Raw genomic sequence first — 20,304 nt, forward strand, 5'->3', positions numbered from 1 at the left:
ATCGTCCGGGAAAGCGGATCAGGCCACATCTGCCACCGGAACCTGGTCCAGCGGCGGCACCCATTCCAGTGAGTCCAGGGTAATGAAGTGGCTTTGCGCCTGTGTTTCCACGATGCGCCAGGTGTTCGGGGACTGTTCCGCACTGGCCAGCATGGCGCCGCGATCCAGAATCCGGTCCACCTTGGGAATCAGGAAGGTACCGTGCTCGATGGGCGTGTACAGTTCCGGGCCGTGTTGCTCCATCCAGTCCAGAATGTTCTCGATGTTCCGGACAATGGTCAGGTGATCCCGGGTCGCGGTGAACAGCTTGTCCAGCAGGACGCGCTTGCGCGGGTTCATCTTGCCGAAGAAGGTCTGGCCATAGACGTTGGAGGGGGAACTGTTGACCAGGCGCACCACCCAGGGCCACATGCCGTGGCTGACGGGCTCCAGCAGGGCGGTGACCAGCGGATGCAGCTTGCCCTGAGGCAATACGGGGGCTTCCAGCACCACATCCACATTGCGGAACAGCTCCGGCCGCTGCCGGATGGCGTCCAGGATGACGGCGCCACCCCGGGAATGACCATGCACGCGAATCCGGCGTGTGGTGGGCAGATGTTCGAGTGCCTGCGTGAGGATGGCGGCATCGTATTCGATGGTCGCCACGGCGTACTTGATTTCCCGCTCCCAGGGTGCCGGTTCGGGTACCGGGCCACTGACCGGAATGTGGTAGTTGGAGCAGGTGAGCAGAATCAGTTCCGTATCCGGGGCCTGATAGGTCTGTGTAAAGTAGCAGTGGTTCTCGAGAAATCCGTGAACGCCAATGACGGTGTGTTCCGCCTCGGCACTGTGGTTGCGGACGGACACCGCGCCCTGGCCGACGGTATATACCCGGCCGGAGAACATTTCGCGGTAGGTTTGCGGTATGGGCCGCAACAGCTTGCGAGCGTGTGCCGCTTTCATCTGAGATCCTCCACAGTCTGGCCGAAGCCATTTATTCTTGTACTGTTCTCTAACTTGTAACGCATTTTTGACGGGGGCGCCATCTTTGATCGTGTCATTTTGTGGATTGCGTCGTGAATTGCGACCAAAGTCCAAAGGCGCTCGCCGGCCCGCACAGGGCCTCACATTTACCAGTATAAGATGAAACTGGTACGCGTGTGTTAATTTTTGTAAGAGGGAGAACTGGTGCATAATGGGGTGACGGCAATGGTGCAGGACAAGGCATGACGGAACAGGCGTGGGAACCGGTCAACGGGGCGGATGCGGTCTGGCTGCGGCTGGAACGTGCGGACAACCCCATGGTCATCACGGCAATGGCGGTGACGGATCCCATGCGCCCCGCCGATTTGCGCCGCCTGATACGGGAACGGTTTCTCACCGTCGAACGGTTTGGCTGGACGCCTGTCAACCACTCCGGCATCTGGCTCTGGGAGCCGGATGCGGAATTTGACCTGGATTTTCACGTGCGCCACGTGGCGTTGCCCGGCGCTGCCGACGATGCGGCGCTGGCCACGCTGGTCGGTGATCTCATGAGTCAGCCGCTGGCGGAAAATCATCCGCTCTGGCAGTTTGTGCTGATCGACGGCTACGGTGACCGGTCCGTGATTGTCATGCGCGTGCACCACTGTTACGCCGATGGCCTGTCACTGGCGGCCCTTTTCGGCGCCATGTCCGATGATGCGCCCAACGTGCGGCCGCTCGCGCCACGCCGCGCAGCGGAAACGCGACCCGACCCCGGGCTGGCGGTTCGCTACCACGGCATCCGCGACACACTGCGCCGGGCGCTGGAGCGCATCACGTCCATCAGTGGTGAGTGGAGCGAGAAGGCCGCACGGCTGATGGCGCTGGCAGACAACGGACAATCACCGGGGCAGGTGGCGGCAGCCGTTCTGGCAGAGGTTGCCCAACTGCTGGCCCTGCCGCCCGAATCGCCCTCACCGTTGACCGGACAGCGTCTCAGTCCGCTCAAGCGGGTGGCCTGGTCAGATACGATTCCCCTGACTGAACTGAAACGCACGGCCCGTGCGCTGGGCGGTACGGTCAATGATGTGCTGCTGGGCGGGGTATCCGCCGGGCTGGCGGACTGGATCGGCAGCCGGGGTGATGAGGCGCCTTCGCGCCTGACGGCGGCCATGCCGGTCAACCTGCGGCCGCTGGAAACGGCCGAAGCACGGGCCAGTCTGCTGGAAATGGGCAATCATTTCGGGCTGGCGCTGGTGCCGCTGGCTCTGAATGCTGCCAACCCTCTGGAGCGGCTGTACCGGGTGCGGTACGAGGCGGAGCGGTTGAAACGGTCCTGGCAGCCGGCACTCGCGCACATCATGATGAGCATCATCGGCCTGATGCCGGGGCTGCGGGATGCGGCACTGGATCTGATCGGTCAGCGGGCATCGCTGGTGTTGTCCAATGTGCCGGGTGCGCCTCGCCCCCGCTATCTCATGGGCCGAAAGGTGCATGACGTCATGTTCTGGGTGCCTCAGGTGGGCCGGATCTGCACGGGGATTTCTCTCATCAGCTACTGTGGAGGGCTGCGCCTGGGGGTGGTGACCGACCGCAATCACGTGCCGGAACCGGCCCTGCTGCTGGGTCACATGTCGCAGGCCCTGTCCCGATACGGCGTCCTTGCCAGTGACGGCTGGCAGCCTGCGCGGGTCTCACGCTGACCTCCGAGTGCCGAATTGCCAAACCCGTCAAGGTAACCTTGGGTTCCAGACTCTAGTATTGCAGTCTGTAATCCCTGTTTACGGAATGTGACGGACAGATCATGCGTAGCAAAGTGTGGAATACCGCCTCGCGGTGGGTCATGGTGGGCCTGATGGCGAGTCTTGCCGCCTGCACCGAGACACCAGAGTTCAAGGATCGGGAGTTTGTACCCCTCAGTTTTGATCTGGAAGGTTACTTCAATGCCTCCGAAGCCGACTTTTCCAGGGCGGAAGGTCAGTGGGGGCAGCTGATTGTTTCGGTCACGGGAAAGGCCAGCCTGCTCAATCTGCTTCGGGATGATACCGATGCAGACGGGAACGTCACCTACGAAGCCACGACTGCCGGCATGGAAATCCGTGGCGAGACCGGACAGGGCGATTTCAAGGATCGCCGCAACAGCTATGCCAAGGGGATGTACGATACCACTGCCAGCGTGGTGTCCTGGCTGGATCTGAACAAGATACGCTGGAAACTCTTTGCCAGGCAGCTGACTCCCGATGCCGCCACTGAAGGCACCGGTGACGGCACGGAGGCGGTCAGAAAGATGATGGCCGGTGAGTATCATTGCCTGACCTGGAGCCGGGAAGATGCCAGCCAGGAGGGTGTGGACATGTACCTGAGCCAGTTCTTTCTTGACGGAACCCGTGTCGACCAGTTCATTTCGGGATCCCCGGCGGGGCGGTCATCAGGTGCCGCAGCCTACCAGTATGAAGTGACGGCCGAGGGCAGGCTGACGCTGACCAATGATATGCTGAAGCAGGCGCAGCAAGCGGCCGAGGCGAAACTGGCGGCCATGGACGAGTGCAAGCCCGAGGGCGGCGGAACAGGGCTGAACGAGCGTTGTTCTGCCCGGGCGGGGTTGTTCGGTTTTGTCGGTCTGAATGGTGATCTGATCTCCACCAGCAAGGTGGTGGACAAGCGCATCAAGCCTGTGCTGGCAGAAGGCGAAACCCTTCAGCCTCAGGATGAATGGGGAACAGGCGGCCGGTTTGAAATCTGTCTGAAGAAGGGTCGCGAGCATACGCAGGCGGAACTGGCTGGCGAATACTGGGTTCACCTGGTGGAGAAAGTCGGCGGCAGCTGGCGCGGTGCGCGCGGCGTGCTGACGCTGGATGCCGAGGGTGAAGGCACGCTGACCACCCTGGATGTGAGTGCCGGTTCCAGCCCGCGAATGCTTGCGGTATCCGTGCATGTCGAGAGCGATGGTCAGCTGACGGTCAATGGCAAGAGCGGTGCCCTGTCTCCCAATGGTGATCTGTGGATGTTTGATGCGTCGGATGAGCTGACCGAGCCGGTCACACTGGGCATGGCCTGGGTCATGCGCAAGCGCCCCTTGCCTCAGGAGTAAACTTTCGGTAAACCGCTATGCGGATTCGCCCATCCGCGCATTGCGGTTGACTGCCGTCAGGCGCACACTTGAACCCCACGGACAACACTGACATGTTGCGATGGGGTAGGGGATGAAAGACACCGAACAGATTACCGGCATGGCGCGGCTTCAAAATCCGCGCCTGAACAAGTCCACGGCCTTCACGGAAGAAGAGCGGGAACGCTACAAGCTGGCAGGCCTGCTGCCGACCGTGGTCTGTGACCAGAATACTCAGCTTCGGCGGGTTCGCGAGAATCTGTCACGCAAGACCAGCGATATCGAGCGCTACATCTTCCTCATGGCCCTGCACGGCCGCAATGAACGGCTGTTCTATCGCCTGGTGCAGGAGAATATCCGCGAGATGCTGCCGCTCATCTATACGCCGACGGTGGGCGAAGCCTGTCTCAACTACGCACATATCTATCGCCAGCAGGCGGGCATGACCATTTCGCTGAAGCACCGGGGCCGGATCCGTGACGTGCTGCACAACTGGCCGGATGACGATGTGCGCATGATCGTGGTCACGGATGGCGAGCGCATTCTGGGGCTGGGTGATCTGGGTGCAAACGGCATGGGTATTCCGGTGGGCAAGCTCATGCTGTACACCGCCTGTGCCGGCATTCCGCCCGAACAGTGCATGCCGGTCATGCTGGATGTGGGCACCAACAACACCGATCTTCTGGAAGATCCGCTCTATCTCGGGTTGCGTCAGCCCCGGATCAAGGGTGACGACTATCTTGCCCTGGTGGACGAATTTGTCGAAGCGGTGCAGGAGGTGTTTCCCCGGGCCCTCATCCAGTTTGAGGACTTCCTGACCCCGAATGCCTACGCGCTGCTTCAGCGATACCGTGACCGGGTGCTGTGTTTCAATGATGATGTGCAGGGTACGGCCGCCATGGCGCTGGCCGGCATCTATGCCGCCGGCGGGATTCACAAGAAGCCGTTCCGGGAGCAGCGGATCCTGTTTCTGGGGGCCGGCTCGGCAGCGACGGGCATTGGCGACCTCATTCGTCAGGCGCTGGTGAAGGAGGGGCTCACTGATGAAGAAGCCCGGCAGCGTCTGTGGTTTGTGGATGAGCATGGTCTGATCTGCGCCGAGCGTGATGATCTCATGCCTCACAACCTGCCCTATGCTCATGAGGCCCCCTTCCTGTCCTTTCTGGGCGCGCTGAACCATATCCGCCCGGATGTGCTGATCGGGGCAACCGGTGTGGGGGGAACCTTCACGCGCAAGGTGGTCAAGGCCATGTGCCGGTTCAACGAAAGACCGGTCATCATGGCGCTTTCGAACCCCACATCCCGGTCAGAATGCACGGCAGAGCAGGCCTACGAGTGGAGTGACGGCAAGGCCATATTTGCCAGCGGCAGCCCCTTCGAGCCGGTGACGATAGATGGTCGCCGCTTTGTGCCGGGGCAGGGCAACAACGTCTATATCTTCCCGGGACTCGGCCTGGGGGCGCTGGCTGCCTCGGCACGCCTCATTCCGGACGAACTCTTTCTCGTGGCGGCTGAAACCCTGGCGAAACAGGTCACCAACACCGAACTGGTGAGTGGTACGATTTACCCCTCTCTGGAGCGGATTCAGGACATCTCGCTGGAGATTGCCACGGCGGTGGCCGAACGGGCCTTCGCGCTGGGCCTGAACCGGGTGGAACGGCCGGATGACCTTCGTGCCTCACTGGTGGCCGGCCGGTACAACCCGGTGTACTGATGGTGATGGCGGACAGGGAACGTCGGGCCTGGCTGCTCGGCCTCAGCGCGGTACTGCTCTGGTCGACGGTGGCGACGGCCTTCAAGCTGGCGCTGGCGCAGATGTCGCCCCCCGAACTGGTGTTCTGGGCCAGTCTGGTTTCCGCGCTCGTGCTGGGCGGCGTGCTGGGCTGGCAGGGCCAACTGGTCGCGGCCCTCAGGGGGTTGAACCGGCACGGCTGGCGCGCACTGCTCATGGGGAGCCTGAACCCGGCTGCCTACTACCTGATCCTGTTTGAAGCCTATGATCGCCTGCCCGCCCAGATTGCCCAGCCGGTCAATTATACCTGGGCGCTGGTACTGGCCGTTCTGGCCGTTCCCCTGCTCGGACAACCGCTGACACGGAGAATGATTGCCGCCCTGATGCTGGGGTACCTGGGGGTGGCGGTGCTGGCAATGGGGGGCGGGCGCTGGGACCGGTTGACCTGACGGGGCTGGGGCTGGCGCTGCTGAGTACGGTGCTCTGGGCCGGTTACTGGATTGCCTGTGTACGCGATCCGCGGCCACCGGTGGAAGGCCTGTTCCAGAACTTTCTGATGGCCATTCCGCTGCTGGCCGTCTGGGTGCGACCTCAATGGCCCGATCTGCCGGCGCTGGCCGGCGCACTCTATGTGGGATGCTTCGAGATGGGCCTGACCTTTGTGCTCTGGGTGTCCGCATTGCGGCTGACGCGCCACGCGGCCCGGATCAGTCGGCTTATCTTTCTTTCGCCTCCGCTGTCACTCATGCTGATTGCGGCCGTGCTTGGCGAGCCCATTCAATGGCAGACCTGGGCGGGTCTGGCACTTATCCTGGGGGGCGTCTGGGTCGGGCGCCAGCAGGTCGCCGAAACCTGAGTTCAGCCCAGGCTGGCCAGCGGCGTGTCGCCGAGCAGGCTCAGCGTGCGTTGCCAGAGGGCTGTGGCCAGCCCCCACATGATGGCCGCGACCAGCGCATCGAGGATGCGCCAGGCGGCCGGGCGGGAGAACAGCGGCGCGAGGCGTCCCGCACCGTAGGCCAGCGAGAAGAACCAGATAAAGGATGCGGTGATGGCGCCTGCAGCAAAGACCAGGCGGCCGGATGGTGGGTATTGTCCGCCGATGCTGCCGATGAGGAGCACGGTATCCAGGTACACATGGGGATTGAGCAGGGAAATGGCCAGCGCCGTGACCACCGTCTGCCGCCGTGAAAGCGGTTCGCCGCCTGCCGTTGCCATGGCACCGGGGCGCATGGCCTGGAAGGCGCTGCGCAGCCCATAGAGCGTGAGGAAAAGGGCGCCGCCTCCCGAGGCCAGAGCCAGCCACTCGGGGTGCGCGTTAATGAGCACGCCAAGGCCGGCCACGCCGGCGCAGATCAGCATGGCATCAATCAGGGCACAGGTCAGCGCAATGGTGCCCACATGCTGACGGCGCAAACCCTGTGACAGCACCCAGGCATTCTGTGCACCGATGGCGACAATGAGTGATCCGCTGATCAGAAAACCTTCCAGCCAGGGCATGATTCAATCCTCCCGTTAAACGATGCAGGCAGGTTAACCGGTGATGGAGTATAATCAAAATTAAATAAAATCAGATGGTATTAGGAAGTCTTATGAAGGTGGATCTCCGTCAGCTCGAAGCCTTGTCGGCAGTGGTGGATGCCCGGGGCTTCGAGCGGGCTGCACAGAAACTGGGCATCACTCAGTCAGCCGTATCTCAGCGCATCCGGGCGCTTGAAACCCGGCTCGGCAAGGTTCTGCTGCGCCGCACGTCGCCGCCGGAACCCACGGAAGCGGGGCGGGCCGCTCTGCGTTACTTCCGGCAGATGGACGTTCTGCAGGCGCAACTGGCTGCTCATTTCGATCTGGCGGGGCAGGACGTGCGCAGTCTGCCGATCGGCGTCAATGCGGACAGTCTGGCCACCTGGCTGTTCGATGCGCTGGATCCCGTGCTGCGGGACAGCCGCTACAGGCTGGATTTTCGCGTGGCGGATCAGGATGTTACCCATGAACTGCTGCGTAACGGGGACGTCATTGGTTGTATCAAGGCATCGCCGGAGCCGGTGTCCGGCTGCAATGCCTTTCCGCTGGGAGTGATGGTGTACCGGGCACTGGCATCCGCAGGATTTCATCACCGCTGGTTCTGTGGCGGTGTGACCGAAGCGGCCCTGCAGGCCGCTCCTTGTGTGGAGTTTTCTGCGCAGGATGCCTTGCAGAACACCTGGCTGAAACAGTATCTGAACATGGAGCCTCTCCGGGTGGCGCACAGGGTGCCTGCCGTGGACAGCTTTCTGGAATGCATCCGCCGCGGTTACGCCTGGGGTTGTGCGCCGGATGTGCAAACCCGTACGTTGCTGGCCAGGGGAGATCTGGTGGAGCTGATTCCGGATACGCCCGTGAGGGTGCCCCTGTACTGGCATATCTGGGATCTGCGGACTCCGCTGAATCAGAAACTGACGGATGCGTTGCTGGGTTACGCACCCCGGTTACTGCAGGAGGCGTCCGTTTGAAAGGCGGGCGGTCGGAAAGCCGCTGGGCTATACTCTGGCTCATGCTGGTCGATGCTCTGGCGGCAGGTGGAAACGGACAGATGTGGCAGTATGAGGCCCGCAAGGGTGCGGCAAAAGTGATGGTCATGATCGGTTGGAAAAAAGGATGCGCCTGGGCGCTTGGCCTATGGATCAGCACCTGCACCGCGATGGCAGACAACCTTGCCGAGGACATGACCGACTGGATCAGCCTGTTCACTCCGTCCACCCTGACGCCTGCGCAGCAAGAGGCGGAACTGCGCTGGTTTGCAGAGGCCGCCCGACCTTACCGTGGCATGACGATCCGGGTGGTATCCGAGCGGATAGACACCCACAAGTTTGAAGCCAGCACCTTGGCGCGCGTGTTCTACCGACTGACAGGCATTCATGTGGTGCACGAGCTGACCGGTGAGGATGATGTCATCAAGAAGCTGCAGACGCAGATACAGACCGGTATCAATCTGTACGATGCGTACATCAATGACAGTGACTTCATCGGTTATCATTTCCGGTCCGGCCACGTCGTCCCCATTGACGAGTTGACGAAGGATCCGGCGACAACCCTGCCGACGCTGGATCTGCAGGACTTTATCGGACTGGATTTTACGACCGGTCCGGATGGCCGGATCTATCAGCTTCCGGATCAGCAGTTCGCGAATCTCTACTGGTATCGTGATGACTGGTTCCGGCGTCCCGATCTCCGGGAGCGCTTCAGGGCGCTTTACGGATATGAACTCGGCGTGCCTCAGAACTGGGCGGCGTATCGCGACATTGCCGAGTTCTTTACCGTGCACGTGAGGGAGATTGACGGCAAGCGGGTCTGGGGACACATGGATTATGCGCGGACGGATCCGTCCCTTGGCTGGCGGATTTCCGATGCCTGGCTGTCCATGGCGGGCGCCAGTGACAAGGGATTGCCGAACGGTTATCCGGTGGATGACTGGGGTATACGTGTCATCGGCTGTCAGCCCGTGGGAGCGAGTGTCGCGCGGGGCGGTGCAGTGGACAGTCCTGCGGCCATCTATGCGCTCCAGACATTCCTGGACTGGCTGAACCGGTATGCGCCACCTGAAGCCAAAACGCTCAACTTTACCGAGGCGGGAGACTGGCCCGGACGCGGGCAGATTGCGCAGCAGATTTTCTGGTATACCGCCTTTACCGCGTCACTCACCCGCCCCGGGCTGCCGGTGATGAACGAGGACGGCACGCCCAGATGGCGCATGGCGCCTTCGCCTCATGGCAAGTACTGGCAACCCGGCATGAAGCTGGGCTACCAGGATGCGGGAAGCTGGACATTTCTTCGCCAGACCCCGGATGAGCGGCGCAAGGCTGCCTGGCTGTATGCCCAGTTTACCGTGTCCCGGACGGTCTCCCTGAAAAAGACGCTGGTGGGCCTGACCCCCATCCGCAAATCGGATATTGATTCGGATGTGATGACCGAGCGGGCCCCATATCTGGGGGGATTGGTCGAGTTCTACCGATCCGGGGGCGAAACGTGTGGACCCCCACGGGAACCAATGTGCCGGACTATGCCCGGCTTGCCGGCTTTTGGTGGCAGCACGTGAGTCGGGCGGTTGAAGGTCGGGTGACGGCCGCCGAGGCCATGCAGGGACTGGCCCGGTCCATGGATGAATCGCTGGCTCGGATGGCCCGCGAGCCATCCCTCAAATGCGCGCCGGTACTCAATGATCCGGAACCCGAAGAGGTCTGGCTGAAGCGGCCCGGTGCACCCTGGCCGGCCATGGATGAACCGGAAAAAGGGGTGACATTGCCTTATGAAGATGCAATCAAGGTCTGGCGCTAGCCTGCTCGTTTTGTGGCTGGGCCTGGCAAGTGCCTGGCTGCATGCCGAAACACCCTTGCGGGTTTTCAGTTACGATGAGCCGCCTCTGGTCATGTTTGGCGAAGGGAAACCGGACGGGGTGCTCATCCGTGTGATGACGCGCCTGTTCGAGCGGGCGGGTATCGATTGGCGACTCTCTCTGCTGCCCCCGAAGCGGGCGCTGCTCATGGCCCGGACCACCCCCGGAAGTTGCGTGTTTCCCATCGAGCGCAGTCAGGAGCGGGAAGCACAATACGTTTGGATCAGCCCGGTCAGCATCTCCCGGCATGGTGCCTACTTTCCGCCCGGCCAACAGCCCAAAATCATCACCCTGGACGATCTGCGTCCCTATACGCTGGGAACCTATCTCGGCAGTGGCCTGGGGAATATCTCGAATCCTTTGGCATGCGTGTGGAATACGCCCCCCGGAATGCCCTGAATCTGGAAAAACTGCTGCGCGGGAGAATTGGTGTCTGGGTTTCCGATACGGTTTCTGCGGACTGGATGGCCCGGCAGAAAGGTGTCAGACTGGGGGAGCCGGCGCTGGTTTTCTTCACGACTGTACGGGCCATGGGTTGTCATCGGGATCTGGCCCCGGACGTGCAGGCGCGCCTGCAAACGGAACTGACCCGCATGTACGCTTCTGGTGAAGTGGATCGGTTGTATGCGGCGTTTTTCGCCAACTGAAAGGACGGGAGCGGGCCATGAAGGGCAGCCGCATGGTAGGGATGGTGCTCTGGCTATGGAGTGCCTGTGTCTGGGCAGACCCGGTAAGGATCAGTACCGGAGAATGGCCGCCACTGATTGATTCGTCAGCGCCGGGCGATGGGCCGCTGGCCCGGGTGGTTCGGGAAGCCTTTGCCCAACAAGGGATTGAGGTGGAGTTCGTCTTTCTGCCCTGGAGGCGGGCACTCTGGGAAGTGGAAAGTGGTGCGGTACCCTTGAGCATGGCGTGGCGGCACACACCCGCGCGGGACGCGCGCTTTCTCTTTTCCAGCGAGAACGTTTATCAGGGAGAAAACCTGTTCTTCTACAACCGTCTGTCCCGTTTCGACTGGAAATCCCCGGATGATCTGGCCCGTTACCGTCTGGGTGGTGTGCGCGGCTATGCGTACAGCGATGCCTTCGATGAGGCGGCCCGGTCGGGCAAGCTCAACGTCTTTCGGGTCAATGATGAGAAAAGCCTGATTGCCATGCTGTTGGCGGGGCGCATTGATGCGTTCCCGGCTGACCGGCAGGTGGGACGCAATCTGATCTATCAGTATGCGGGTGACAAGGCGGATCAGATCGGGGTGCATCCGTTGCCGCTGACGCGCAAGCCCCTGTATCTGGTGGGGAGCAGGACTGATGCAGCGCAGCAACTCATGTCGCGCTTTGATGAAGGATTACGACAGCTCAAGGCAAGCGGGAAGTTTCGGGAAATTTACATGCCGCGGGAGATGGCGGAGAAGTAGATCTGTTCCGGCCGGGGTTGCCGGAATTGACGGGTTGGTCAACTGCAGAAACAAAAAGAGGCGGACAAGTCCGCCTCTTTTTGGCTTTTTACAGGCTTACAGAACTTCTACGTTCTCGGCCTGAGGGCCTTTCTGGCCCTGACCTTCAGTGAAAGACACGCGCTGGCCTTCCTGAAGGGTACGGAAACCGCCACCCTGAATGTTGCTGAAATGCACGAACAGGTCGGAACCGCCTTCGCGCGTGATGAAGCCATAACCTTTGCTTTCGTTGAACCACTTAACGGTTCCGGTCAATTTCTCAGACATTGCTATATAACCTTAATCATTTGTATCTATGCCGGGGGCAGTTGTTTCGTGTTGGGGGGAACGGGCAGTGGCAATCTTCTGGAAGGCTGTACTGGTCCGTGTCTCCGTACACGCAAGATCAAGTCTATAGGTATTGAGCTTGCGCGGCAACACATTTTTCATGAATATTTTTTGTTCGACCGCTGGCCGCCCTTGCGGGGACGACTCTTGTCCAGAGACAGCTTGCCCGTGCGGGGGCGGCTGACCGGCATGGAGCCATCCATGGGTTGCAGACCCAGCCTGCGGCCGCGCACAAAGACGCCCTGGAGATGGCGGAAAACGCCATCGGGCATGCCGCGCGGGAGATCCACGGTGCTGTAGTCGTCAAAGAGCTGGATGCGGCCGATATGGGCGCTGTCCATGCCGGCTTCATTGGCGATGGCCCCGACGATATCACCGGGGCGAACGTCGTGGTTGCGACCCACGGCAATCCGGTAGGTGACCATGTCCAGGTCGCGGTCATGGGCGGCGCGATCACGCGGATTGCGGGGCGCCCGCTCTGCGGAACGCGGACGGCCTTCGCCACGGGGTTCGCGGCGGCTGCGTTCGCGCTCAGGCGCTCCCACCGGATCCGGCGTTTCCGGCATCACCAGCGGTTTGCCCTGATTGGCCATGAATGCCAGGGCGCCAGCGATTTCGACCGGATCCTTGCCGGTCTCGGCGATATAGGTTTCGATCAGTTGCGTGAAGAATGCGGTATCTTCCTGATCAATCACATCCGTGATGCGCTGCTGGAACTGTTCCACCCGCTTGAGATTCACTTCCTTGCGCGAGGGCAGGGACATGGGCGGAATCTTCTGACCGGTGGCGCGCTCGATCATGGACAGCATGCGCCGTTCGCGCGGCGCAACGAACAGGATGGCCTTGCCCTGACGGCCAGCACGGCCGGTACGTCCGATGCGGTGGGTGTAGGCCTCCGTATCGTAGGGGATGTCGTAGTTGATGACATGGCTGACGCGCGCCACGTCAATGCCGCGTGCGGCCACATCCGTGGCGATCAGAATGTCGATGGCACCGGACTTGAGCTGTTCGATGGTCTTTTCCCGGGCCGACTGGCTCATGTCGCCATTGATGGCTGCGCTGCGGAATCCTCGGGCTTCCAGCTTTTCAGCCAGTTCCGCAGTCTGGGTCCGGGTGCGCACGAAGATGATGAGGCCGTCCGTTTCTTCAACTTCGAGAATGCGGGTCAGGGCATCCAGCTTGTTGAGGCCCTTGGCCAGCCAGTAGGACTGTTCGATGTTGGCTAGGCTGGACGTGCTCGGCTTGATGCGGACCTGAACGGGATCCTTCAGGTAGTTGTGGATGATGGCCTGAATGGGTTTCGGCATGGTGGCCGAGAACAGGGCCGTCTGACGTTCTGCCGGCGCGCTCTTGAGAATTTCCGTGACGTCGTCGATGAAGCCCATGCGCAGCATTTCGTCCGCTTCGTCAAGGACGATATGCCGGATCCGGCTCAGATCCAGTGTCCGGCGGGACAGGTGATCCAGTGTCCGGCCCGGTGTGCCGACAATGACATGCACGCCGCGTTGCAGCGCCCGGATCTGCGCCCGCATGTCCTGACCACCGTACAGCGGCAGCACGTGGAAGCCCTTGATGTGGCTGGCATAGGACTGAAACGCCTCGGCCACCTGGATGGCCAGCTCCCGGGTCGGGACCAGCACCAGTGCCTGCGGGGTGTTCTGGGCCAGGTCGATCCTGCTCAGGATCGGCAGCGCGAAGGCGGCGGTCTTGCCGGTGCCGGTCTGGGCCGTGCCCAGCAGGTCGCGGCCTTCGAGAAGGGGCGGAATGGCCTGGGCCTGAATGGGTGAAGGGGTTTCATAGCCGATGCGGCGCAGTGCGTCCAGTACGGGCGCGGACAGGTTCAGTTCTTCGAACCCGATTTCAATATCTGACATGTAATAATGTGCCTTGAGGTCAAACGTGGGGCAATAACGACGAACAGCAGACGAGGAGTCGGAGCGGGCGTATTGCAAATTAAATTCCGCGCACAGTATGCCATGTCGGTGGCTGAAAGTAAATGCGCGGATTTTGATCAATCGGAATGCCGGACAGGCTGAGAGGCCTGTCCGGAGCGGGGCGTCAGAAGTCAGAAGAAGCCGAGCGGATCCGTGGCGTGGCTGACCAGCAGGTTCTTGGTGTTCTGGTAGTGCTCCAGAGCCTTCTTGTGGGTTTCGCGGCCGATTCCGGACTTCTTGTAGCCACCGAACGCCGCGTGGGCGGGGTAGGCATGGTAGCAGTTGACCCAGATGCGCCCGGCCTGAATGCCCCGGCTCATGCGCCAGGCAAGATTGATGTCGCGTGTCCAGACGCCGGCACCCAGACCATACTCGGTGTCATTGGCAATCCGGAGGGCTTCCTCGGGCGTGCGGAAGGTGGTGATGCCCACCACGGGCCCGAAGATCTCTTCCTGAAAGACCTTCATCTCGTTGCTGCCCCTGAGCAGGGTCGGCTGGATGTAGTAACCGTTTTCCAGCCCGTCTTCGAGTGTTTCCACGCCACCACCGATCAGAACTTCGGCACCTTCCTGACGACCGATTTCGATATAGCTCAGGATCTTGTCAAACTGCTCCCGAGATGCCTGGGCGCCGACCTGGGTTTCCGTATCCAGCGGGTGACCCCGCTTGATGGCGCGCGTGCGGGCGAGTACCTTTTCGATGAAGGGCTCGTAGATGTCTTCCTGGATCAGGGCGCGTGAAGGACAAGTGCAGACTTCTCCCTGGTTGAAGAAGGCCAGCACCAGTCCTTCCACGCATTTGTCCAGATAACTGTCTTCGTGGTCGAAGATGTCCCGGAAATACACGTTGGGGGATTTGCCGCCCAGCTCGACGGTGGAGGGAATCAGGCGTTCTGCCGCGCAACGCAGGATATGCTGACCGACGGCCGTGGAGCCGGTGAAGGCAATCTTGGCGATGCGGTCGCTGGTGGCCAGTGCCTGGCCCGCTTCTTCCCCGAAACCGTTGACGATGTTCACGACACCCGGTGGGATCAGGTCGGCGATCAGCTCCATCAGGACCAGGATGGATGCCGGGGTCTGTTCGGCAGGCTTGAGGACCACACAGTTGCCGGCTGCCAGTGCCGGCCCCAGCTTCCAGGCGGCCATGAGCAGAGGGAAGTTCCAGGGGATGATCTGGCCGACCACGCCCAGTGGTTCGTACACATGGTAAGCCACGGTGCTGGCGTCCAGTTCTGCGAGCGAGCCTTCCTGGGCGCGGATGCAGCCTGCAAAGTAGCGGAAGTGATCGGCACAGAGGGGAATGTCGGCAGCCAGCGTTTCACGAATGGGCTTGCCGTTATCCCAGGTCTCGGCAACGGCCAGCATTTCCGTGTTGGCATCGATCCGGTCGGCAATTTTCAGCAACAGGTTGGCACGTTCGGTGACGGAGGTCTTGCCCCAGCTTTCGGCAGCCTTGTGGGCCGCATCCAGGGCCAGATTGATGTCTGCGGCATCGGAGCGGGGGATGTCGCAGATCCTGGAGCCATCCACCGGGGAGTGATTGGCAAAGTAGCGTCCGTTGACCGGGGGGACCCAATCACCACCGATGAAGTTTTCGTAGCGAGGCTTGAAATGTACCTTGGCACCTTCGGTGCCGGGTGCAGCATAGATCATGGTCGCAGTCCTCTGTTTTTGTTGATGTTGAGGTGTTAGGATCGAGTGATCAAAGAATGGACACTCACAGGGTCAGGTTAACCGGACAGAGATGTGAAGACTTGCCCGTGAGTCCGGATCAGTTGACCGGGAGTCCGGCACCGAACAAGAACAATATCAGGGGTGCAGCAATGAAAGTGATCGAGCGGCCGGTGAAAACACTGGTCGAGAACCGTGTTTCCTTTGGCGGTCCCAATGCGGAGCTGAGTATCTACGACACCTGGCTGCCTGCCTCCCAGGTCAGGTTGCAGGCCGGGGAGGTATTGTATTGCGGCATGGTGACAGGCAGAAAGGTGTTGCATTGTCCGGACCGGGGCATCCTCCATTTTCTGCCCCACGAGTCCTTTGTGATGGCGCCGGGGACACAGGTGGCCATCGATTTTCCCGATGCCGATCCTTCGGCACCCACCACCTGTCTGACCATTGAAATCACCCGTGAACGGGTCGCTCAGCTGTGTGACCACCTGAATCACACCCGGCCACTGGAGCCGGTTCTGGAAGGCTGGCAGTATCGGGATGTGCCCTATCTGCTGACCTCGCACACCACGGCAACCGAGGCCTTGATAAGGCGCTTGCTGGATGTGTTTTCGGAAGATGATTCCGAGCGGGATGTGCTGATTGATCTGGGTATCAGCGAGCTGGTTGTGCGAATGTTGCAGCATCAGACGCGCGGTCTGCTTCTGCAGGTTTGTGAACGGGCACCGGATACCAGCGGACTGACCGCAGCGGTCAGTCACATTCGTGCGCACCTGAGCGAACCGATTGAAATCGACACGCTCTGCCGCCTGGCCTGCATGAGCCGGACCCGCTTTTATGAACAGTTCCGGCTTCAGTTGGGGTGTACGCCCCAGGCGTTCCAACTGCAGTTGCGCATGGAGGAGGCATGCCGACGGCTGGCGCGCGGCGAACAGGTCACGCGAGTGTGCTACGACCTGGGATTCCGCAATCCAAGCCATTTCACGCGCCGCTTCCAGGCCTTTTTTGGGGAAACACCGACCTGCTATCGCAAACGGCATGTGCAGGTCGGTGCGGAGTTGGCGGGTGGGCTATGAGCAGTTCCGTGAGCTGTTGCTCTCGAATGTTTTCAGTTCAGCCTGCAGGGCATCCAGACCGGCTTCCAATCGAGTGATCAGGTCCTTGACCACTTCAATGTGAAGGTTTTCCTTCTTGATCTGTTCGATCACGGAGAATCTCGATGGCTGGGGCTGCGGTTCCGCCAGGGCGCGTAGTAGCAGATCTCCCTGAAACATGTCATGGACTTGCCGGAACGTTGCACTCTCAAAGGGAACGGGTTGGGGTTCCGGACCGGGCAGCGTCGGCACCGCCGACCCTATCCTCCATAGTCCAAGATATCTTGAGAGGTACTGTGTTTCCAAATGTACACGAAAGAAATTACTATACGCCGGCTTTAGCCGCACGGCATGTGTCGCCGGGTCGAACTCGAAAATGGGGGCTTCGAAGGGCATGTTCGTCTCCTTGGTTGTTCCGTCAGACCGGGCCCCGAGTCGGGCCTGGTCAGATAAATGGTTCACTGCAGTGGTATGGTTGGGTGCACCTTTATGACAAGCGGACCTTGCCTTCTTCAAAGGTCAGCAGCACGGCCTGCACCTGAAACGTCAGCAGGCTCAGCAGTACCCCCAGCACGGTTTGAATGATGGTTCTCATCGTCTATCTCCTGTTCTGGTCAGTCCGTTTGTGGTGCCGGAGCGCCTACTGCCCGGGTGGTGACCGGCATCGGTCAAATCCAAGCATGTGCCATGCCTGTTTTCAGGACTGACCTTGAATCAGCAGGATACCGTTAGTTTTGTTGGGGTTGATGAGAAGTAAGTGCAAACTATTCTGACAGTTCTGGGGGGTGAATTCAGATTTCGTACTTTGATTTGTCACCGATATCGTAGTCCAGCGGCATGCGCCACTTGGCGACCGCCAGAACCAGGAACAGCGCGGCAGCCAAGATACCTGCCCCCGTCGACAGCGCGGCGATATCAAAAGTCAATCCGCCCCAGAACAGTGCGACCCAGAGGGGCTGAAGCTGCAGGCCCGGCACCCGGAAGCAGTGATATTCCTTGAATCCCAGGCCGCCCAGCGTCACCAGGGCGCCCCCCAGGGCAAACCCGGACCAGCCGGCCAGTGCAACAAGCAGGCCGCCCCAGGTGGCCCACTGGAGCACGGTGCGGATGCGTTTGTCGTAGATGTGCAGATTGGCTGCGCACAGTACGGCGGCCAGCCAGACGGGCAGATGCGGATGCTCCGGATGAAAGAGCAGTACCAGCAGTGCCGGGCCCGAGAGTGTCAGGCCCGTGCGGTAGAGGATGATGCTGAGGGTATCCAGCCCGTCCATCTCGGGCCGGATATGCGGGTCCGCCATGCGGCGCTCCGGTTCAGGCTTTGATGCCCTGATTGTACCAGTCGCGTGAACGGTTGACGATGTTGACCACCAGCAGCATGACGGGTACTTCAATCAGTACCCCCACCACGGTGGCCAGGGCAGCGCCGGAGTCAAATCCGAACAGGCTGATGGCGGCCGCGACAGCCAGTTCGAAGAAATTGGAGGCCCCGATCAGAGCTGACGGGCCGGCCACGCTATGTTTTTCGCCCACTGTACGGTTCAGGTAGTACGCCAGCGAACTGTTGAACAGCACCTGAATCAGGATGGGGATGGCCAGCAGCAGGATGACCAGCGGTTGCTCGATGATGGCCTGTCCCTGGAAGGCAAACAGCAGCACCAGTGTCAGCAGCAGCGCGGCGATGGACAGCGGCCCCACCTTTGCCATGGCTGCGTCGAACGCTTCCTGTCCCCTGGACAGCAGATGCTTGCGCCACAGTTGTGCCAGAATCAGGGGGATGACGATATACAACCCCACGGAAATCAACAGCGTATCCCAGGGTACATGAATGGAGGAGACGCCCAGCAGCAGCGCCACAATCGGGGCAAAGGCGAAGACCATGATGGTATCGTTCAGGGCAACCTGAGTGAGGGTGAAAAGCGGATCGCCATTGGTGAGCCGGCTCCAGACGAACACCATGGCCGTACAGGGTGCGGCGGCCAGCAGGATCAGTCCGGCGACATAGCTGTCAAGCTGGTCAAACGGCAGCCAGTCTGCAAACAGGTTGCGGACAAACAGCCAGGCCAGAAACGCCATGGAGAAGGGCTTGACGAACCAGTTGACGAACAGGGTCACGCCGATGCCCTTCATGTGCTGCCTGACTTCATGCAAGGCACCAAAATCCACCTTGACGAGCATGGGAATGATCATCACCCAGATGAGCAGACCAACAGGAAGATTGACCTGAGCCACTTCCATACGGCCGATGGCCTGAAAAATGCCCGGAGCCAGCTGACCCAGAACGATGCCGGCCACAATGCAGAGTGCGACCCAGAGAGTCAGGTAACGCTCGAACACACTCATGGGTGCGCCGGCGGCCTGCTGTTGTGAAACTTCACACTGTGCGGTCATGATTTGGGCACCTCCAGATTCAGTGCGTGGCAGACTTCACGAACGAGCCGGTCGCGGATTTCATCCCGGACGCGGATGAAACTTTCCAGCGGCTCTCCATGGGGATCATGGAAGGGGACGTGAATGCGCTTCACCTTGCCGGGAAAGACCGGGCAGGTTTCATGGGCGTTGTCACAGACCGTGACCACCAGGTCCAGATCGGCATTCAGAAACTGATCCAGTGTCTTGGGTGTCAGTCCTTCGGTGGGCAGCCCCGCCTGCTTCAGTGCTTCAATCGCACCCTCAGCGACCTTCGGTTGTGGATGGGTTCCCGCCGAGAAGGCCTGAACCCGACCGGCCAGATCATGATTGAGAATGGCTTCTGCCATCTGGGAGCGGCAGGAGTTGCCTGTACAGAGTACGAGCACCTTGTAGGTCATTCGGTTTCCTCGCATTGCAGGGTTGTCGGTGTGCAGGGTTCGCCCCCGCAGCAGTTGTGTGTCAGAAAGGCCACCAGATCATTCATCAATGAAAAGTTGGCCGAGTAGTAGATGTAGCGGCTCTGCTTTCGGCCGTCGATCAGTCCGCAGCGTGACAGATGAGACAGATGGAAGGACAGGGTGGGCCCGGGCAGATCCAGCTTATCGCCCAGCTCTCCTGCGCTCAGCCCTGCCGGCCCGGCCTGGATCAGCAGACGAAAGATGGCCAGCCGGGTTTCATGTCCCAGGGCTGCAAGCAGTTCCGAAGCGTTATTCGTTTCCATATTTCCAATAATATAGAAATATGAATGAACGGGCAATCAGGCGGTGCAATTTTGTGGTCTGCCAAGGAGGCAAACCTGAAGGATGCGCAGGGTGGATGGGGCCGGCAAGATGATGTCAGGTTTTTGGTGGGCTGGTGGGCGCCTGACCCGGGAGCACGTAAAGTGCGTCAATCAGCGGGCAGCACAGATTGCCGCCTTCCGTCTCGCAGCGTTCGACCAGGGTCTCCAGCAGCGCTTCGATCTGCCTGAGGCCTTCAATCTTCCGGCGGACATCGGCCAGCTTGCCCGCGGCCAGTTCACGCGCATCCTCGCAATGCGTGCCATCATCCAGCCGCATGAGCTGAGCCACCTCCTCCAGCGAAAACCCCAATTGCTGAGCATGGCGGATGAAGGCCAGTCGTCTGGCATCCTTCTCGCCGTAGCGACGGATGCCGCCGGGTGGCCTGGGGGGTGTGCGCAACAGGCCGCGGCGCTGGTAGTAGCGTATGGTCTCGATGTGTACGCCGGAGACCCGGGCCAGCTTGCCTATTGTTAAGGTTTGTTCAGACAT

The 20,304-nt window shown here is 60.8% G+C and carries 23 protein-coding genes; 12 read left to right on the plus strand and 11 right to left on the minus strand.

Annotated features, from left to right (window positions below):
- Nucleotides 1–18: 18 nt before the first annotated feature.
- Nucleotides 19–942, minus strand: a complete 924-nt coding sequence (locus AAIA72_RS15585; protein ID WP_369601202.1) for an alpha/beta hydrolase — start codon at nt 940–942, stop codon at nt 19–21.
- Between the two features lie 263 nt (nt 943–1,205).
- Here AAIA72_RS15585 and AAIA72_RS15590 point away from each other — a divergent pair, with 263 nt between their 5' ends.
- The 5 genes from AAIA72_RS15590 (at nt 1,206) to AAIA72_RS15610 (ending at nt 6,639) form a co-directional block, all read left to right on the plus strand.
- Nucleotides 1,206–2,645: a wax ester/triacylglycerol synthase family O-acyltransferase gene (locus AAIA72_RS15590; RefSeq protein ID WP_369601203.1), complete on the plus strand. Its 1,440-nt coding sequence runs from the start codon at nt 1,206–1,208 to the stop codon at nt 2,643–2,645.
- 101 nt (nt 2,646–2,746) lie between these two features.
- Nucleotides 2,747–4,033 (plus strand): hypothetical protein, encoded by a 1,287-nt coding sequence (locus tag AAIA72_RS15595; RefSeq protein WP_369601204.1) that lies wholly within the window; start codon nt 2,747–2,749, stop codon nt 4,031–4,033.
- Between the two features lie 112 nt (nt 4,034–4,145).
- Nucleotides 4,146–5,765: an NAD-dependent malic enzyme gene (locus AAIA72_RS15600; protein ID WP_369601205.1), complete on the plus strand. Its 1,620-nt coding sequence runs from the start codon at nt 4,146–4,148 to the stop codon at nt 5,763–5,765.
- A 5-nt stretch (nt 5,766–5,770) separates the two neighbouring features.
- Nucleotides 5,771–6,232 (plus strand): DMT family transporter, encoded by a 462-nt coding sequence (locus tag AAIA72_RS15605; protein ID WP_369601206.1) that lies wholly within the window; start codon nt 5,771–5,773, stop codon nt 6,230–6,232.
- A gap of 29 nt (nt 6,233–6,261) precedes the next feature.
- A complete protein-coding gene (locus AAIA72_RS15610) occupies nt 6,262–6,639 on the plus strand; it encodes a DMT family transporter (RefSeq protein WP_369601207.1) in 378 nt (125 codons plus the stop codon).
- Between the two features lie 2 nt (nt 6,640–6,641).
- On the opposite strand, the gene AAIA72_RS15615 is transcribed toward AAIA72_RS15610, so the two are convergent.
- Complete coding sequence (locus AAIA72_RS15615) at nt 6,642–7,280, minus strand: LysE/ArgO family amino acid transporter (RefSeq protein ID WP_369601208.1); 639 nt, start codon at nt 7,278–7,280, stop codon at nt 6,642–6,644.
- A 92-nt stretch (nt 7,281–7,372) separates the two neighbouring features.
- Here AAIA72_RS15615 and AAIA72_RS15620 point away from each other — a divergent pair, with 92 nt between their 5' ends.
- Genes AAIA72_RS15620 through AAIA72_RS15645 form a run of 6 tightly spaced genes read left to right on the plus strand, consistent with a single transcriptional unit; the run spans nt 7,373 to nt 11,563 of the window.
- On the plus strand, nt 7,373–8,269 hold the full coding sequence (locus AAIA72_RS15620; RefSeq protein WP_369601209.1) for a LysR family transcriptional regulator ArgP: 897 nt from the start codon (nt 7,373–7,375) through the stop codon (nt 8,267–8,269).
- Nucleotides 8,266–9,852: an ABC transporter substrate-binding protein gene (locus tag AAIA72_RS15625; protein ID WP_369601210.1), complete on the plus strand. Its 1,587-nt coding sequence runs from the start codon at nt 8,266–8,268 to the stop codon at nt 9,850–9,852. The genes AAIA72_RS15620 and AAIA72_RS15625 overlap by 4 nt, the downstream gene beginning before the upstream one ends.
- Nucleotides 9,849–10,091, plus strand: coding sequence for a hypothetical protein (locus AAIA72_RS15630; protein ID WP_369601211.1), 243 nt, complete (start codon nt 9,849–9,851; stop codon nt 10,089–10,091). Before AAIA72_RS15625 ends, AAIA72_RS15630 begins: the two co-directional genes overlap by 4 nt.
- Nucleotides 10,069–10,548 (plus strand): hypothetical protein, encoded by a 480-nt coding sequence (locus AAIA72_RS15635; protein ID WP_369601212.1) that lies wholly within the window; start codon nt 10,069–10,071, stop codon nt 10,546–10,548. The genes AAIA72_RS15630 and AAIA72_RS15635 overlap by 23 nt, the downstream gene beginning before the upstream one ends.
- The gene (locus tag AAIA72_RS15640) at nt 10,515–10,796 is read left to right on the plus strand and encodes a hypothetical protein (RefSeq protein WP_369601213.1); all 282 of its coding nucleotides are present in this window, start codon (nt 10,515–10,517) and stop codon (nt 10,794–10,796) included. Before AAIA72_RS15635 ends, AAIA72_RS15640 begins: the two co-directional genes overlap by 34 nt.
- A 17-nt stretch (nt 10,797–10,813) precedes the next feature.
- The gene (locus tag AAIA72_RS15645) at nt 10,814–11,563 is read left to right on the plus strand and encodes a substrate-binding periplasmic protein (RefSeq protein ID WP_369601214.1); all 750 of its coding nucleotides are present in this window, start codon (nt 10,814–10,816) and stop codon (nt 11,561–11,563) included.
- Nucleotides 11,564–11,659: 96 nt separating this feature from the next.
- On the opposite strand, the gene AAIA72_RS15650 is transcribed toward AAIA72_RS15645, so the two are convergent.
- The 3 genes from AAIA72_RS15650 to AAIA72_RS15660 form a co-directional block, all read right to left on the minus strand.
- Complete coding sequence (locus AAIA72_RS15650; protein WP_369601215.1) at nt 11,660–11,869, minus strand: cold-shock protein; 210 nt, start codon at nt 11,867–11,869, stop codon at nt 11,660–11,662.
- 158 nt (nt 11,870–12,027) lie between these two features.
- On the minus strand, nt 12,028–13,803 hold the full coding sequence (locus AAIA72_RS15655; RefSeq protein WP_369601216.1) for a DEAD/DEAH box helicase: 1,776 nt from the start codon (nt 13,801–13,803) through the stop codon (nt 12,028–12,030).
- Nucleotides 13,804–13,994: 191 nt separating this feature from the next.
- Entirely contained in the window at nt 13,995–15,515 is a 1,521-nt protein-coding gene (locus AAIA72_RS15660) for an aldehyde dehydrogenase family protein (RefSeq protein ID WP_369601217.1), read from the minus strand.
- A gap of 170 nt (nt 15,516–15,685) precedes the next feature.
- Between AAIA72_RS15660 and AAIA72_RS15665 the strand changes: the two genes are divergently transcribed.
- On the plus strand, nt 15,686–16,606 hold the full coding sequence (locus AAIA72_RS15665) for a helix-turn-helix domain-containing protein (RefSeq protein ID WP_369601218.1): 921 nt from the start codon (nt 15,686–15,688) through the stop codon (nt 16,604–16,606).
- Here the strand turns inward: AAIA72_RS15665 and AAIA72_RS15670 are convergent.
- The 6 genes from AAIA72_RS15670 to merR all read right to left on the minus strand — a co-directional run bounded on the left by AAIA72_RS15670 (nt 16,601) and on the right by merR (nt 20,304).
- A complete protein-coding gene (locus tag AAIA72_RS15670) occupies nt 16,601–17,020 on the minus strand; it encodes a hypothetical protein (RefSeq protein WP_369601219.1) in 420 nt (139 codons plus the stop codon). The genes AAIA72_RS15665 and AAIA72_RS15670 overlap by 6 nt on opposite strands.
- Nucleotides 17,021–17,415: 395 nt before the next feature.
- On the minus strand, nt 17,416–17,922 hold the full coding sequence (locus tag AAIA72_RS15675; protein WP_369601220.1) for a DUF2301 domain-containing membrane protein: 507 nt from the start codon (nt 17,920–17,922) through the stop codon (nt 17,416–17,418).
- A 13-nt stretch (nt 17,923–17,935) separates the two neighbouring features.
- On the minus strand, nt 17,936–19,012 hold the full coding sequence (gene arsB, locus AAIA72_RS15680; protein WP_369601221.1) for an ACR3 family arsenite efflux transporter: 1,077 nt from the start codon (nt 19,010–19,012) through the stop codon (nt 17,936–17,938).
- On the minus strand, nt 19,009–19,431 hold the full coding sequence (locus AAIA72_RS15685) for an arsenate reductase ArsC (protein WP_369601222.1): 423 nt from the start codon (nt 19,429–19,431) through the stop codon (nt 19,009–19,011). The genes arsB and AAIA72_RS15685 overlap by 4 nt, the downstream gene beginning before the upstream one ends.
- A complete protein-coding gene (locus AAIA72_RS15690; protein ID WP_369601223.1) occupies nt 19,428–19,754 on the minus strand; it encodes an ArsR/SmtB family transcription factor in 327 nt (108 codons plus the stop codon). The genes AAIA72_RS15685 and AAIA72_RS15690 overlap by 4 nt, the downstream gene beginning before the upstream one ends.
- A gap of 115 nt (nt 19,755–19,869) precedes the next feature.
- A complete protein-coding gene (gene merR / locus AAIA72_RS15695) occupies nt 19,870–20,304 on the minus strand; it encodes an Hg(II)-responsive transcriptional regulator (RefSeq protein WP_369601224.1) in 435 nt (144 codons plus the stop codon).

Origin of the sequence: Thermohahella caldifontis (assembly GCF_041153465.1) — a bacterium.
In the GTDB taxonomy this organism is placed as follows: domain Bacteria; phylum Pseudomonadota; class Gammaproteobacteria; order Pseudomonadales; family Oleiphilaceae; genus Thermohahella; species Thermohahella caldifontis.

Bases quoted from the DNA above. Each gene is read 5' to 3' on its own strand.
- AAIA72_RS15650 (WP_369601215.1), bottom strand. From the start codon at position 11,869: ATGTCTGAGAAATTGACCGGAACCGTTAAGTGGTTCAACGAAAGCAAA.
- AAIA72_RS15605 (WP_369601206.1), top strand. From the start codon at position 5,771: ATGGCGGACAGGGAACGTCGGGCCTGGCTGCTCGGCCTCAGCGCGGTA.
- AAIA72_RS15690 (WP_369601223.1), bottom strand. From the start codon at position 19,754: ATGGAAACGAATAACGCTTCGGAACTGCTTGCAGCCCTGGGACATGAA.
- AAIA72_RS15620 (WP_369601209.1), top strand. From the start codon at position 7,373: ATGAAGGTGGATCTCCGTCAGCTCGAAGCCTTGTCGGCAGTGGTGGAT.
- AAIA72_RS15645 (WP_369601214.1), top strand. From the start codon at position 10,814: ATGAAGGGCAGCCGCATGGTAGGGATGGTGCTCTGGCTATGGAGTGCC.
- AAIA72_RS15685 (WP_369601222.1), bottom strand. From the start codon at position 19,431: ATGACCTACAAGGTGCTCGTACTCTGTACAGGCAACTCCTGCCGCTCC.
- AAIA72_RS15670 (WP_369601219.1), bottom strand. From the start codon at position 17,020: ATGCCCTTCGAAGCCCCCATTTTCGAGTTCGACCCGGCGACACATGCC.
- AAIA72_RS15600 (WP_369601205.1), top strand. From the start codon at position 4,146: ATGAAAGACACCGAACAGATTACCGGCATGGCGCGGCTTCAAAATCCG.
- merR (WP_369601224.1), bottom strand. From the start codon at position 20,304: ATGTCTGAACAAACCTTAACAATAGGCAAGCTGGCCCGGGTCTCCGGC.
- AAIA72_RS15640 (WP_369601213.1), top strand. From the start codon at position 10,515: ATGCGTGTGGAATACGCCCCCCGGAATGCCCTGAATCTGGAAAAACTG.
- AAIA72_RS15585 (WP_369601202.1), bottom strand. From the start codon at position 942: ATGAAAGCGGCACACGCTCGCAAGCTGTTGCGGCCCATACCGCAAACC.
- AAIA72_RS15665 (WP_369601218.1), top strand. From the start codon at position 15,686: ATGAAAGTGATCGAGCGGCCGGTGAAAACACTGGTCGAGAACCGTGTT.
- AAIA72_RS15675 (WP_369601220.1), bottom strand. From the start codon at position 17,922: ATGGCGGACCCGCATATCCGGCCCGAGATGGACGGGCTGGATACCCTC.
- AAIA72_RS15590 (WP_369601203.1), top strand. From the start codon at position 1,206: ATGACGGAACAGGCGTGGGAACCGGTCAACGGGGCGGATGCGGTCTGG.
- AAIA72_RS15615 (WP_369601208.1), bottom strand. From the start codon at position 7,280: ATGCCCTGGCTGGAAGGTTTTCTGATCAGCGGATCACTCATTGTCGCC.
- AAIA72_RS15635 (WP_369601212.1), top strand. From the start codon at position 10,069: ATGCAATCAAGGTCTGGCGCTAGCCTGCTCGTTTTGTGGCTGGGCCTG.
- AAIA72_RS15655 (WP_369601216.1), bottom strand. From the start codon at position 13,803: ATGTCAGATATTGAAATCGGGTTCGAAGAACTGAACCTGTCCGCGCCC.
- arsB (WP_369601221.1), bottom strand. From the start codon at position 19,012: ATGACCGCACAGTGTGAAGTTTCACAACAGCAGGCCGCCGGCGCACCC.
- AAIA72_RS15595 (WP_369601204.1), top strand. From the start codon at position 2,747: ATGCGTAGCAAAGTGTGGAATACCGCCTCGCGGTGGGTCATGGTGGGC.
- AAIA72_RS15660 (WP_369601217.1), bottom strand. From the start codon at position 15,515: ATGATCTATGCTGCACCCGGCACCGAAGGTGCCAAGGTACATTTCAAG.